General features: G+C 72.6%; 14 protein-coding genes and 1 riboswitch. Of the genes, 1 reads left to right on the forward strand and 13 read right to left on the reverse strand.

Annotation, left to right across the window (positions count from 1 at the left end; all coding sequences use genetic code 11):
- Positions 1-22: 22 nt before the first annotated feature.
- The 12 genes from QRT03_RS02115 to QRT03_RS02170 all read right to left on the reverse strand — a co-directional run bounded on the left by QRT03_RS02115 (position 23) and on the right by QRT03_RS02170 (position 11304).
- On the reverse strand, positions 23-883 hold the full coding sequence (locus QRT03_RS02115) for an Fpg/Nei family DNA glycosylase (RefSeq protein WP_286050775.1): 861 nt from the start codon (positions 881-883) through the stop codon (positions 23-25).
- 13 nt (positions 884-896) lie between these two features.
- Positions 897-1358: a hypothetical protein gene (locus QRT03_RS02120; RefSeq protein WP_286050776.1), complete on the reverse strand. Its 462-nt coding sequence runs from the start codon at positions 1356-1358 to the stop codon at positions 897-899.
- Positions 1359-1368: 10 nt separating this feature from the next.
- Positions 1369-2244 (reverse strand): alpha/beta fold hydrolase, encoded by an 876-nt coding sequence (locus tag QRT03_RS02125; RefSeq protein WP_286050777.1) that lies wholly within the window; start codon positions 2242-2244, stop codon positions 1369-1371.
- On the reverse strand, positions 2241-2720 hold the full coding sequence (locus tag QRT03_RS02130; protein WP_286050778.1) for a helix-turn-helix domain-containing protein: 480 nt from the start codon (positions 2718-2720) through the stop codon (positions 2241-2243). The genes QRT03_RS02125 and QRT03_RS02130 overlap by 4 nt, the downstream gene beginning before the upstream one ends.
- Positions 2721-2729: 9 nt before the next feature.
- Positions 2730-3032 carry a hypothetical protein gene (locus QRT03_RS02135; protein ID WP_286050780.1) on the reverse strand — a complete coding sequence of 101 codons (303 nt, stop codon included), beginning with the start codon at positions 3030-3032 and terminating at the stop codon, positions 2730-2732.
- Between the two features lie 122 nt (positions 3033-3154).
- Positions 3155-3367: a hypothetical protein gene (locus tag QRT03_RS02140; RefSeq protein WP_286050781.1), complete on the reverse strand. Its 213-nt coding sequence runs from the start codon at positions 3365-3367 to the stop codon at positions 3155-3157.
- A gap of 195 nt (positions 3368-3562) precedes the next feature.
- Positions 3563-5344, reverse strand: coding sequence for a PHA/PHB synthase family protein (locus QRT03_RS02145; RefSeq protein WP_286050782.1), 1782 nt, complete (start codon positions 5342-5344; stop codon positions 3563-3565).
- Between the two features lie 224 nt (positions 5345-5568).
- Positions 5569-6468 carry a methyltransferase domain-containing protein gene (locus tag QRT03_RS02150; protein ID WP_286050783.1) on the reverse strand — a complete coding sequence of 300 codons (900 nt, stop codon included), beginning with the start codon at positions 6466-6468 and terminating at the stop codon, positions 5569-5571.
- A gap of 220 nt (positions 6469-6688) precedes the next feature.
- A complete protein-coding gene (locus tag QRT03_RS02155; RefSeq protein ID WP_286050785.1) occupies positions 6689-7297 on the reverse strand; it encodes a hypothetical protein in 609 nt (202 codons plus the stop codon).
- Positions 7298-7403: 106 nt separating this feature from the next.
- Positions 7404-8432: an aldo/keto reductase gene (locus QRT03_RS02160; RefSeq protein WP_286050786.1), complete on the reverse strand. Its 1029-nt coding sequence runs from the start codon at positions 8430-8432 to the stop codon at positions 7404-7406.
- Between the two features lie 15 nt (positions 8433-8447).
- Positions 8448-9773, reverse strand: a complete 1326-nt coding sequence (locus tag QRT03_RS02165) for a purine-cytosine permease family protein (protein WP_286050787.1) — start codon at positions 9771-9773, stop codon at positions 8448-8450.
- Between the two features lie 15 nt (positions 9774-9788).
- Positions 9789-9872: riboswitch (TPP riboswitch) on the reverse strand.
- A gap of 70 nt (positions 9873-9942) precedes the next feature.
- Positions 9943-11304 (reverse strand): DUF1996 domain-containing protein, encoded by a 1362-nt coding sequence (locus QRT03_RS02170; RefSeq protein WP_286050789.1) that lies wholly within the window; start codon positions 11302-11304, stop codon positions 9943-9945.
- Positions 11305-11681: 377 nt separating this feature from the next.
- Between QRT03_RS02170 and QRT03_RS02175 the strand changes: the two genes are divergently transcribed.
- Entirely contained in the window at positions 11682-12389 is a 708-nt protein-coding gene (locus QRT03_RS02175; protein ID WP_286050791.1) for a response regulator transcription factor, read from the forward strand.
- A 79-nt stretch (positions 12390-12468) separates the two neighbouring features.
- Here QRT03_RS02175 and QRT03_RS02180 read toward each other — a convergent pair whose 3' ends face one another.
- Positions 12469-12768 (reverse strand): hypothetical protein, encoded by a 300-nt coding sequence (locus QRT03_RS02180; protein WP_286050792.1) that lies wholly within the window; start codon positions 12766-12768, stop codon positions 12469-12471.
- Positions 12769-12807 lie beyond the last annotated feature (39 nt).

Consider the following 12807-nt stretch of genomic DNA (forward strand, 5'->3'; position numbering starts at 1 on the left):
ATCATCCGTTCGGCGGTATCACTCACTTCACCAACCGCGAGAGCCGCCGATCGGCCAGAGGTTTGCCGCCGGTCTGACAGGTGGCGCAGTACTGGAACGACCGCTCGGCGTAGGACACCTCGCGCACCGTGTCGCCGCAGACCGGGCACGGCAGCCCGGTGCGCGCGTGCACCCGCATCCCGGACCGCTTCTCGCCCTTGAGCAGCGCCGCGTCCTGGCCGACCGCGCGGTCCACCGCCTCCGTCAGCACCCCGATCATCGCGGCGTGCAGCCGGTCGACGGCCTCGTCGTCGAGCTTCCCCGCGATCGCGAACGGGGACAGCTTCGCGACGTGGAGGATCTCGTCGGAGTAGGCGTTGCCGATCCCGGCGATGGTCCGCTGGTCGGCCAGCAGCGTCTTCAGGCGCGTCGACTGCCCCGCGAGGATCTCGCCGAACCGCGCGCGGGAGAGCGTCAACGCGTCCGGCCCCAGGGTGGCGACCTGCGGGATCGTGGCCGGGTCGGTGACGACGTAGGCCGCGAGGCGCTTCTGCGTCCCGGCCTCGGTGAGGTCGAACCCGGGTCCGCCGACGGTCTCGAGGTGCACCCGCAGCTCCAGCGGGCCCTTGCCCGGCTTCGGCGGCGTCGTCGAGGCCTGCTCGTGCCAGCGCATCCAGCCCGCGCGCGACAGGTGCACCACCAGGTGGAGCCCGTCGAGGTCCACGTCCAGGAACTTCCCGATCCGCCCGGCGCCCGTCACCAGGCGTCCCGTCAGGGCCGACAGCGGCGGGTCGAAGGTCTTCAGCGCGGTCATGCTGGCGAGGTCGACCCGCGCCACCGGCCGCGCGATCGCGTGCGTGCGCAGGTGCTCGGCGAGCGCCTCCACCTCGGGGAGCTCCGGCACGGCGCGCCTCCTCCTACTGGGGTTGCAGCGGACTGTTCGCCCGGGCCGGGGTGCCGCGCCGCTCCAGGGACTTGATGACGCGCTTGAACTCGGCGCGGGCCTCCGTGCGGCCGCGGATGAAGCCGCTCCACTCCTCGCCGCCACCGCCACCGCCGCGGCCGTCCTCGTCCGGCCACGCGCCGCCCTCGGCGCGGAGCAGCCAACGGCGACGCAGTGCCCAGCGGCCCGGGAAGAACACCACCACGGCGAGCAGGATCAGGAACATCCACCAGGGCACCGAGATGTACTCCCGGTCCTCCACGGCCCAGGCGATGAGCGCGAACAGCAGCAGCCCGAGGACCACGAGGATGGCGATCACCGCGTTGCGGCCGCCCTCCTTCTCGTGCTCGAAGTTCTCCGAGTGGTCCGACCACAGGATCTTGAGCGTGACGAACCACTGACGCCCGTCGACGTCGGTCACCAGCTTCTGCGCCACGGGAGCCAGCCTAGGGCCGATCCAGGAACTCCTCCACCACCCGACCGAGCTCCCCGGGCCGCGTCAGGAGCCCGAGGTGGCCGCCGTGGTGCAGGTGGACTTCGCCCCGGGGCAGCAGCGACCCCATCACGTGGGCGTTGACGACCGGGATCACCGGGTCGCGGCGGCCCGCGAGCACCAGCGTGGGCGCGGCGATGAGCGGCAGCACGGGCAGGCTGGTCCACGTGGTCAGCGCGAACAGCTGGTGCAGGTAGGCCCGGGGTCGGACCGGGCTGACCCGCGAGAACAGGGCGTCCACGGCGTCCGGGTCCTCGCCGACGTAGATCTCACGGCCGGCCTGCCGACGGTAGGACGGGTCGTTGTAGCGGCGCGGGGTGAGCATCCGCGCGAGCACCCCGAACCGGGCCGGGACCATCATCACGCCGGTCCCCGTCGAGACCAGGGCCAAGCGCCCGGTGCGCTGGGGGTACTGCAGGGCGAACTGCTGGGCGATCCCGCCGCCCCAGGACAGGCCGAGCAGGTCGACCACGCGGTGCGAGGTCCCGGTCAGACCGTCGAGCTGGTCGAGCGCGTCGGCGAGCAGCGTGGTCAGGGCCGCCATCGGCAACGGCACCGTGGACGGCTGCGAGCCGCCGATGCCGGGGACGTCGAAGCGGACCACCTCGCGCCGCGGGTCGAGCACGGCCACGAGGGGGTCGAACAGCTCCAGGCTGGCGCCGATCCCGTTCACCAGGACCAGCGGCCGGACCGCCGCGTCGCCGCCGGCGGCGGGCCGGACGGCCACGCGGAGCCGGCGGCCGGCCACCGACAGCGTCCGTTCGAACGACCCGTCCGGGCGCGGGGCCTCGGAGGCCTCCGGGGCGGGGCGCGGTGTCGTCGCGGTCATCGGTCGTGTCCCTCCGGGGTGCGGGGCCGGGCCCCGTCGGCAGCGCGGGCCGGGTCGTCCGGACCGGCCGAGTCGTCGGTGTAGCTGCGGTACACGGCGATCAGCGCCTCCTTCTGCGCCTGCGAGAGCCGGCGGTCGGCCCGGACGGCGCGCTCGACCGCGGGATCCGCGGGCCGCGGGCCGTCCGGGGACGACCCGGCCTGCTCCCGGACGAGGCCCGCGTGTTCGAGCAGGGTCTCCGCGGACAGGTCGAGGGCGTCGGCGATCGCCTGCAGCACGCGCACCGAGGGCACGTGCAAGCCGCGCTCGACCTGGCTCAGGTAGGGGTTGGAGATGTGCGAGAGCGCCGAGAGCTGGCGCAGCGACAGCCGGGCCAGGCGGCGCTGGTCCCGGATGAACGAGCCCAGGGCCCGCCGTTGCGCGTCCCACAGGGTCTCCGAGCCGACGGCGGGCCCGGTCCCGTTGCCCGTGCTCATCGCGCGCGATCAGGGGCGGCGCAGGGCGGTGAACGCGCCGAGCACCTGGTGCGCCGCCGAGCGCTGCAGCTCGAGGACCGCGATCCCGGTGTCGTAGGCCCGGTCGACGATCTCGTCGGCCGACGGGAAGGCGGTCGGCAGGGACCCGGCGCCGCTGCGCCGCGCCGCGTCGTCCGCCCCGGACAGCGCGGCGCTCCAGAGCTCGCTGACGCCGGTCGCGAACTCGGTCAGCAGCGACTGACCACGGCTGACGGCGTCGGCCATCTGGTCGGTGACGGTGGCGGTGGGGGTGCTGCCGTTCGAGGTCGACATCCTCGGCTCCTCCGGGTCGGTGGGCGGCCGGTCACGCTCGATCGGCCGAACAACCGCTCAGGATACCGAGCACTGCGGCCCGCGCCCACCGTGACGCGGACCGCGTCGGGTGCGCGGGCGCCTCAGGCCCGGGGCAGGGAGGCGAGGATCGCCGCGCGTTCGCGGTCGACCTCGAGCGCGCAGTCGACGCAGCCGCACCGCGCGACCCGGCTGATCGCCAGCAGGTCGAGGCGCAGGAAGGCGGTGTCGTACGCCGGTCCGACGGCCGCGTCCACGACGTGGCGCAGGGTGGTGGCGGCCGACCGGTCGAGGTGGTCGGGAGGGCGGTGGTCCATGGTGGCAACCGATCGGACGTCGAGTCGTGTCCCGAGCCCGACGTTGCGGTCCCCGCACCAGCGTCGCGCTCTACGCAACACGGTGCCTTCGGAGACGCGGGGACGTCAAGGCGCGTGACGACCCGGCTCCCCGTTCGCCACGCGACCGGAACGTGACGATCTGGAGGGGTCACCGGGTCGTGGCCGCCCGCCGGGTCAGGACGTCCCGAGCACGTACTGGCCCGGCGCGTCACCGAGCGGCGGATGCGCCTCGCTGCCGACCGGCGGCGGGGTGCGCTGCTCGCCCGCGTGCTCCCCGATCCACTCGGCCCAGGTCTCCCACCAGGAGCCCTGCACCTCGGTCGACCGGTTCCGCCAGGCGTCCGGGCCCGGTGCGTCCGCCCCGGTGGCGCCGACGGTGCCCACCCAGTGCTTGGCCTTCGGGCTCGGCGGGTTGACCACGCCGGCGATGTGACCCGCCGTCGAGAGGACGAACGTGACGTCGCCGCCGAGGAGCTCGGTGGAGGTGAACGAGGTCTTCCACGGTGCGATGTGGTCGTTCTCCGCCGCCACGATGAACGTGTCCGCCTGCACGGCCTTGAGCGACAGCGGCTCCCCGTCGATCTCCAGCTCGCCGCGCGACAGCTCGTTGTCGAGGTAGAAGTGCCGCAGGTAGAAGGAGTGCATCGCGGCCGGCATCCGGGTGGAGTCGGTGTTCCACGCGAGGATGTCGAACGCGGGCGGGGTCTTCCCCTCCAGCCAGTTCGGCCCGATGTAGTTGAAGATCAGGTCGTTGGCCCGCAGCAGGTCGAAGGTCGTCGCCATCGACTCGGCGGGCAGGTAGCCCGTCTGCTCCATCGACTTCTCGAGCCGGTCGGTGATCTCGGGGCTGACGAACGACGAGATGGGCCCGACGCTGGAGTAGTCCAACATCGTGTTGAGCATGGTCAGCGAGTTGATGCGGTCGTCGCCGCGCGCCGCGCACCGCGTCGTGAGCAGGGCCGCCATCAGCCCGCCGAGGCACAGGCCCATCACGTTGACCTTGTCGGCGCCGGTGATCTCCTGCACGACGTCGAGCGCCGCCGCCGGACCCAGCTCGAGGTAGTCGGCGAACGTCGTCGTCGCCATCGAGCTGTCCGGGTCGCGGTAGCTGATCATGAAGACCGTGTGGCCGTGCTGCACCGCCCACTCCACCAGGCTGCGCTGCGGCGCGAGGTCCATGACGTAGTACTTGTTGATCCACGGCGGGCTGCACAGCAGCGGGATCGCGTGCACCTCGTCGGTCTGCGCCTCGAACTGCACCAGCTCCATGAGCCGGTTGCGGTAGACGACCTTCCCGGGGGTCGCCGCCAGCTCCTTCCCGACGCGCAGCCCGCTCTTGTCCACCTGGCGCGGCTTGCCGCCGTTGGTGGCCACGTCGTCGAGCACGTTGCGGAGCCCGGCGACGACGCTCGCGCCGCCGGTCTCGAACGCCCGCTTGAGCGCGGACGGGTTGCCGGGCAGCACGTTGGTCGGCGAGACGACGCTGCCGACGAGGCCCATCAGCATGCGCGCCCGCTCGTCGGCGTCGGTCTCCAGCCCGGCCGCTCCCACGAGGTCCTCGAGGAGCGAGGTCAGGGCGAGGTACTCCTGGCGCAACGCCCAGTAGGCCGGGTTCTCCACCCAGGTCGTGTCCTTGAAGCGGCCGTCCTTGCTCGTCGGCACCGGCTCGCTCGACGGGTCGTTCGAGGCGGTGCCGCCGGACAGGCCCCGCAGCGCACGGCCGGCGGCGGCGGCCCCGATCCGGGCGGAGACCGCGGCGAACGAGGACGCCGCCCGCGACACCTCCCCGGGATGGGTCGCCCAGCCCTGGGCGAGCTGCAGCACCGTGCGGCCGAAGAGGGCCGGGTCGGTCCGGGCGAGGACGGCGTCGGGAACCACCCGCTCCATCGCGGTGGCGAGGTCGGGAGCCCGCAGGGCGGGGGGTCCGCTGCGGACGGGGTCGCTGGCGGCGGCCATGGTGTTCTCCTTGCCGGGAGGTCCCGCACCCCTCGCGCCGGGGCCTGCCGGTCGGGACCCACCGTGAGCGTGAAATGTGTGCCCCTTCACACTGCCAGGGAAACAGCCCGGCCGGCCGGGCCCGAGGGCCCGACCGGCCGGTAAGAGATCCACGTCCCAGCGTGGGGCGAGCGCAGCGACGGGGGACAGACCAGCCGCTGCGCCGTACGGCGCAGCGCCGGCGGTCAGCCCAGCGGGCCGCGCTTGCGCGCGACGATGCCCTCGTAGACCAGCGGGCTGGCGTCGGTGGCCAGGCGGTGCCGGAAACGCTCGCGACGGACCACCTCGAGCGCGCCGGAGGCGAGGCCGTCGGCGATCATGCGCGCGAAGCCGGAGGTGTCGTCCTCCGCGAGGAACGCGTCCTTGATCGTCAGCACCACCCAGCCGCCGTCGGCGATGTGGTCGTAGGCGGTGCGGAAGGCGGCGGGCGGGATGTCGCCGAAGCCGAGCGCGGCCACGACCGTCAGGGCGTTGAGGCGGTGGTCGAGCAGCCGACGGGACTCCGCGGGGTCGAGCGCGGTCAGGTCGGCGACCAGGTAGTCGGCGTACAGACCCGGGCGGTCGCGCTCCGCCGCCGACTGCGCCTCCGGGAGGATGTCGACGCCGACGGCGTGCGGCACGCCGACCGTGGCGAGCTCCTCGGCCATGATCCCGTTGCCGGCGCCCAGGTCGAGCACGCGGACGTCGCCGGCCTCCTCGCGCGTCCCGGCCAGCGCCTCCGCGAACAGGTCCGCCATGAACCGGGGCGTGTCGCAGCCGAGCACGTCGTAGAAGATCTTCTCGTAGAGGCCGGGCACGTCGAAGATCCGGTGGTAGTCGTGGAACCGGAACTCCGACCACGAGCCGTCCGGCTGCGCGACCACGCACCACTCGTCGTCCTGGCTGAAGCGGCTGCTCGGCTCGGGCAGCGCGACCCGCAGGGCGCGACGGGCCTCGGCCAGGGCGCCGGGGCCGCGGTAGCGCCCCTCACCGAGCCGGCCGTGCTCGCGGCGCGCGGCCTCGGTCCCGAGGTGACCGGCCTGTCCTGCCCCGGCGAGCGCGGCTGGAGTGGCTGCGGCTCCGAACCCGTTGACCGTCGACGTCATGGCGACCACCCTTCGGCCGCACCCATGGGCGCGACCATCACGCGGACGCCCGGCAGCGACCTCGCCGCCGGGTCCGCAGGATCAGGACGATCGATCGTCGTCAGGATCGTCGCGAACGGTCAAGCCGGACCGTCGTGGGAGCGATGAGCCTCACGATCGCTTGAAACGACGCCACAGCGTCGGGATGCGATCACACGTGGTGATCACGACACGGTTCCGGTCACCGCCACTGACCGCGCTGGTCGCGGGGGTCGTAACGCTGCGTGCGATCGTCCGGGCGGCCGTACGGCGCCTGCGGTGGGTACTGCTGCTGGTCGTAGCCGCCGTACCCGGCGTCGTAGCGCCCGTCGTACTCACGCCCGCCCCAGCCGCCCTGGGCGGCCGGGCGGACGGAGGTCGCCGACACCCCGGAGAGCATGGAGACGATCGCGATGCCGATCGCGGCGTAGAGGATCCCGGTCGCGATGTGCGCCGCGATCGATCCCTCGGCCAGGAACACCTGGAGGATCAGGACCACGATCACGAGGACGGCGATCGCCGAGAAGAACGATGCCGGCCGCGGCGTGGTCATCAGCAGCAGGTGCAGCAGCGCCGTGCTGGCCAGGGCCGCGATCGCGGCCGCCACCGGGATGACGGTGGAGGCGTTGTCGACCAGCGCGCCGGAGCGACCCGCCGTCTGGATCCCGACCTCGAAGATGCTGTTGATGATGAGCACGCCGACGAACGCGATGCCGGCGGCCACGAGCGCCGTCGCGACCCCGCCCGCCCAGAGTCGCTTGGCGACGACCTCGACGTCGCCGCTGTCCCAGGAACGCTGCGGGTAGCTCACGGACCGATCCTCCCCTGGCGGATACCGGAAGTGTTGTACCGCACCGCCGCGTACCACAATCGGAGGACCGGATCCGGCCACCCGCAGCGACCCCGTCGTCGACGTCTCAGGCCGCCGCGCGCTCCCCGGCGGGCCGGCGGCGCAGCCCGGCGTCCTCGATCGCGGGCGGCGCGTAGGACACGTCGCCCGGGTCGACGTCGGTGCCGGGCGGCACGATCTCGTCGATCCGGTCGAGCACCTCGTCGTCGAGGACGACCTCGGCGCCCGCGAGCAGGTCGTCGAGGTGCTCCATCGTCCGCGGGCCGATGATGGCGCTGGTGACGCCCGGGTGCGCGACCGCGAAGGCCATCGCCAGGTGCGTCATCGACAGACCGGCCTTCTCGGCGAGCGGGACCAGCTGCTCCACGACGTCGAGCTTGCGCTCGTTCGTGAGGCGGCCGGCCGCGAAGCCCATGCGCTTCGAGTCGGTCTCCTGGCCCTTGCGGTAGCGGCCGGTGAGCAGACCCATCGCGAGCGGGCTCCACACGAGCGTGCCCATCCCGTAGCGCTCGCAGGCCGGCAGCACCTCGCGCTCGATGCCGCGGTTGACGATGGAGTACGGCGGCTGCTCGGTGCGGAACCGCTCGAGGTTCCGGCGCTCGGAGACCCACTGCGCCTCGACGATCTCCGAGGCGGGGAACGTCGAGCTCCCGATCGCCCGCACCTTCCCGCTGCGCACCAGGTCGGTGAGCGCGGACAGCGTCTCCTCGACGTCGGTGTCCGGCGACGGGCGGTGGACCTGGTAGAGATCGACGTGGTCGGTCTGCAGCCGCCGCAGCGAGTGCTCGACCTCCGCGACGATCCAGCGCCGCGAGTTCCCGGCCCGGTTCGGGTCGTCGCCCATCCCGCCGTGGAACTTCGTCGCCAGGACGACGTCGTCCCGTCGTCCCTGCAACGCCTTGCCGACGATCTCCTCGGACTCGCCGCGGGAGTACACGTCCGCGGTGTCGACGAAGTTCACCCCGGCGTCCAGGGCGCGGTGGATGATCCGGACCGAGTCGTCGTGGTCCGGGTTGCCCATGGCGCCGAACATCATCGCGCCCAGGCAGTACGGGCTGACCTTGATGCCGGTCCGGCCCAGCGTGCGGTACCTCATGTGCCTCCCTCGGGGTTACGCCCGACGGGTACCCACGCGGGCGCACGCGGCCCCGACGAGTGCGGCGACGACGAACGAGCACAGCGAGGCCGAGAGCCACGACGGCGGGACGAAGCCGATCGCCTCGCGCAGCGCGGTCCACGCGTCCGACCAGCCGGGCGCCCCGCCCGGGTTGATCAGCTGGTAGACGGCGAGCCCGATCACCCAGGCGACCACCATGAGCGGACGCGACGGCGCCCAGCGGGACAGGTCGAGCCGGCCCTTGTTCACGAGGGCCTCCCCGACCCCGACGCCGAGCAGGGGGACGAACACTGACCCGATCACCGCGAGGAAGACGGCGTAGTCGTCGATCGTCACCACGAGGCCGAGCACCGTGATCACGGCGCCGATGACGAGGCAGAGCACGCGGCGATCGGCACGGGGCACGAGGTTCTGGGCCGACACCGCAGTGGAGTAGACGTTCGCGAACGACTGGTCGGTCTCGCGCAGCGTCAGGATCAGCAGGGCGACCACCCCGAGCGGCGCGGCGAGCATCGGGGCGAACACGGCGTCCCCGTCGCCGCCGACGAGCGACAGCGCCGCCAGCCCCACGACGAAGCACAGGACCTGGGTGACGCCGTAGCCCACCGTCGCCGCGGTGAAAGCCGTCGAGGTCCGCGTCGAGTGCCGCGAGTAGTCCGAGGCGACCGGGATCCACGACACGGCCACGGCGATCGCCGCGTCCGTCCCCGCCCAGAACCCGGCCCACGAGCCGCTCTCACCCAGGTCGGCGGCGGCGGGACGGGTGAACAGCCACCAGGCGAGGTAGGCGACGGAGATCGCGACGAGGATCGTCACGACCCGGCGCAGCAGCCGGAGCATGCCCAGCGGACGCAGCGTCAGCAGCGTCGTCAGGACCCCCGCGCCGAGGACCCACACCCAGGTCGGGCCGCCGATCGCGAGCGTGCCGGCCTGCGCGATGACGACCAGCTCGAACGTGCCCCAGCCGATCAGTTGGACGACGTTGAGCACCGAGGGGATCCACGACAGGACCCCGCCGAACAGCCCGCGCAGGACCACCATCGCGGGGGCCCCGGTCCGCGCGCCCGGGATCGCGGACAGCCCGACCATCGCGCTGCCGATCGCGGTCCCGACCACGGTCGCGACGACGGCCGCCGTCACCGTGAGCGGGGGCGCGCCGGCGGGCTGCAGCACGGCGAGCACTCCGGCGAAGCCGAGCAGGCTGACCCCGAGGTTGGCCCAGAACGCGCCCTGGTCGAGGAACCCCAACGATCGCGGGACCGGTCCGTCGAGGGTGGGGGCGACCTCGTCGCGCTCGGTGGCGGATGCGGGCACGGCCATACGGCGACCTCCGGGTTCCCTGCGCCGGCATGATCCGGATCAGGTTCGAACGGTCGGGACCGCCAGGTCCCCTCTCAGCCCGTCGCTCGGACTCCCGTAGGACGCACGCACGCCCCGCCGCCGACGGTAGATCGTCGGGCGACGGGGCGCGAGCGGGGTGGGGCGGCGGTCAGGCCCCCACGTTGATGCAGGTCTTGTTCGCGTTGATGCACTCCGCGCCGGCATCGTTCTGCGCCTTGGTGGCGAAGTTCTCGAAGTCGGAGTGGTCAGTGGTCGGGTCGTGCTGGTTGTCCGGGAACGAGTCGATCGCGAACGCCCGACCGGCCGGCTGGTCGTAGGTCAGCGTGATCCGCAGGGCCGGGACGGACTTGAAGTCGTCCTGGCAGTTGCCGCTGGAGTCCGGGAAGGCCATGTGCGACCGCAGGTCCTTGGACTCGAGGTTCTGACCGTCCCAGCAGCTCGGGTAATCCAGGATGCGGACGAGCTTCGAGCCGCTCGGGCAGATCGGGTACTTGTCGGTGACCCGGTCGGTGAACCCGGTGCAGGTGTACTTGGCGTTGGCGTTCTTGCCGTCCTGCGCCTTGGCCTTCGCGTTGCCCATGATGTTCATCAGGTGCTGCGGCATCGGCTGGACCTCCTGGTCGCCGTGCCCGCGGAAGGTCAGCTGCGCCGACTGCGGCGTGAGCTTGCGCCCGACGTTGCCGTCCTTGCCACCACCGTCGGCGTTCGCGTCGTCGTCCGTGCCGTTCAGGTCGCGCAGCACCGGCCAGAAGAAGGTGCTCTTGTCACCGTTCTTGCAGGACGTGCCCGCGGCGTCCAGCGACTCGTCGTTCGAGTTGCCGTTCGTGGACGTGTTGCCGACGTAGTCGTGCACGTGCTGGGCGCCGTTCCGCTTGCCCGGCGCCGCCATGTAGTTGTCGGAGTTGTTGTGGTCGCTGACCCCGCAGTCCACGGAGTAGCTGCCCTTCGAGAAGGACCCGCCCTCGCCGATGTTGCCGTTCACGTCGACGTTCTCGATGTCGACGTACCGGTCGGCGCCGGCCTCCGCGATCTTGTCGCGGCCGGGGAACTCGACCTTCTTCTCGCCCTTGGCTTCCTTGTCCTGGTCGTCCTTCTTCTGGTCGTCCGTCTTCTTGGACTCGTCGGGCGACTGGTCCTTGCCCTCGTCGCCGCCCTGGCCCTGGTCGCCGGACTTGTCCTCGCCGGACTGGTCACCGCCGGACTTGTCGTCACCGGACTTGTCCTCGCCGGAGTCCTTCGAGTCGTCCGACCCGTCGCTGCCGGAGTCCTTCGAGTCGGAGTCGTCCGAGTCACCGGAGTCGGAGTCGTCCGACCCGGAGTCGTCGGAGTCGGAGGACGAGCTGCCGGTCAGGGAGGAGAGGAAGCTGCCGCCGCCTCCGGAGTCACCGCCCTCGTCCTTCGCGAGCGCGGACCCGCCCAGGACGACGGCCGTGCCGCCGACGAGCAGGGCCGCGACGGCGGCGAGGAGCCGGAACGGGAGCCGGGTGCGATGTCGTCCACGTCGGGGCATGAGGACGAGACCTCCAGACGATCTCGGTCCCGGGCCCTGGGGAGCGAGGCCCGGGTCGCGGTGGCGGCATCCGGTCGATCGGAGCTCGGGGTGTCGACCGGGGGAGCCCGGACGTCGCCACTGCGTGGGGGGAGCTGCGGGCCGGAACGCTAGGAGCGTCCGCCGTCACCGGACCGTGATCTGAGAGAGGAGATTCCGAGATGCCGCTGACCGCACGCTGCGACGCGACGAAGGGCAGAACTTGTACTCCGCACGGCGGAGTCGCTGCGACGGACGCCGGTACTCGCTCTCAGGGAGCCGCCCGTCGCACGCGTCACGCCGCCGTTCGGCGCGCGCACGTTGCCTCCGAGGTGCATCGACGGGCAGCCTGGTCGGCGATGCAACCCAATCGTTATGCGGACGCCGCGGCCCGCACGGAGCTCGCGGAGCGGGGCCGCGTGCTGTGCGTCGCGCCTCCCCACCGCACAACGAGCGTGCTCGTCGGTGCGTTGCGGTCGAACGGCTTCGAACCCCAACTTCTCCGCGAGAGCTGGAGCGTGGGGGCCGCGGCCCGGGCCGGCGGTGCCCGCGCTGTCGTCCTCGACGTCGAGATGAGCGGCCTGCGCCCGGTCGAGGTCCTCGCGGACCTGCACCGGGAGAGCCCCCGCACCCCCGTCATCGCGCTGACCTCGCCCGAGGCGCGCGACCGGACGGTGTCGACGCTGCGCGCGAGCCACGACGACTACCTCGTCACGCCGTTCCCCATGGAGGAGCTGCTCGCCCGGCTGCGCCTGCGGCTCGGTGACGACCGCCCGACCGCGCAGCTCTACCTGCGCCGCGGTGAGGTCATGGTCGACACGGCCCTCGAGCAGGTGTTCGTCGAGAACAAGCCGGTGAGCCTGTCGCGGACCGAGTACGCCGTGGTGGACGCCCTCATCCGGCACCCGCGCGGCCAGGCCATGTCGCAGGACGAGCTGGTCACCCGCGTCTGGGGCGGCCCGCCGACGTCCAACATCGTCGAGGTCTACATCGGCTACCTGCGCCGCAAGCTCGGCGCCGAGCGCATCCGCACGATCCGCGGCCGCGGGTACGTCCTCGAGGGCTGACCCCCTCAGAAACGCACGAACGGCACTCTCGCTGCCTCTATGTGCGCGAGAGTGCCGTTCGTTCGTGGTGGGTGGTGCCTCAGCCGGCGAGCGAGGCCAGCGCGACCTGACGGGCACGGCGCTCGGCGTGGGCGAGCGCGACGGCCTGGGCGCGGGCCGTCGCGGCGTCCGCCTTCGCGGCACGGCGGGCGCGCCACCCGCGCGGCTGCGGGACGGCCACCGGAGCCGGGGTGGCCTCGGGCGCGCGCCGCGGGGCGGGAACGGCCGGGAACGGGGTCGAGCGCAGGGCCGGCGCCTCCGGGAACTCCGGCGACACCCGCGGCGTCGGGATGACGGCGGCGAGGTCGACGAGCTGGTCGGCGGCGTGGTGACGGCCCATGATGTTCTCTCCCCCGAGATGAGCGGACTCGGTGATCGC

Source organism: Actinomycetospora termitidis (assembly GCF_030286555.1).
Lineage (GTDB): Bacteria > Actinomycetota > Actinomycetes > Mycobacteriales > Pseudonocardiaceae > Actinomycetospora > Actinomycetospora termitidis.

What these genes read in the sequence shown, in the direction of transcription:
- QRT03_RS02125 (WP_286050777.1), bottom strand. Translation starts at nt 2,244, where the DNA reads ATGACCGCGACGACACCGCGCCCCGCCCCGGAGGCCTCCGAGGCCCCG.
- QRT03_RS02130 (WP_286050778.1), bottom strand. Translation starts at nt 2,720, where the DNA reads ATGAGCACGGGCAACGGGACCGGGCCCGCCGTCGGCTCGGAGACCCTG.
- QRT03_RS02135 (WP_286050780.1), bottom strand. Translation starts at nt 3,032, where the DNA reads ATGTCGACCTCGAACGGCAGCACCCCCACCGCCACCGTCACCGACCAG.
- QRT03_RS02140 (WP_286050781.1), bottom strand. Translation starts at nt 3,367, where the DNA reads ATGGACCACCGCCCTCCCGACCACCTCGACCGGTCGGCCGCCACCACC.
- QRT03_RS02145 (WP_286050782.1), bottom strand. Translation starts at nt 5,344, where the DNA reads ATGGCCGCCGCCAGCGACCCCGTCCGCAGCGGACCCCCCGCCCTGCGG.
- QRT03_RS02150 (WP_286050783.1), bottom strand. Translation starts at nt 6,468, where the DNA reads ATGACGTCGACGGTCAACGGGTTCGGAGCCGCAGCCACTCCAGCCGCG.
- QRT03_RS02160 (WP_286050786.1), bottom strand. Translation starts at nt 8,432, where the DNA reads ATGAGGTACCGCACGCTGGGCCGGACCGGCATCAAGGTCAGCCCGTAC.
- QRT03_RS02165 (WP_286050787.1), bottom strand. Translation starts at nt 9,773, where the DNA reads ATGGCCGTGCCCGCATCCGCCACCGAGCGCGACGAGGTCGCCCCCACC.
- QRT03_RS02170 (WP_286050789.1), bottom strand. Translation starts at nt 11,304, where the DNA reads ATGCCCCGACGTGGACGACATCGCACCCGGCTCCCGTTCCGGCTCCTC.
- QRT03_RS02175 (WP_286050791.1), top strand. Translation starts at nt 11,682, where the DNA reads ATGCAACCCAATCGTTATGCGGACGCCGCGGCCCGCACGGAGCTCGCG.
- QRT03_RS02180 (WP_286050792.1), bottom strand. Translation starts at nt 12,768, where the DNA reads ATGGGCCGTCACCACGCCGCCGACCAGCTCGTCGACCTCGCCGCCGTC.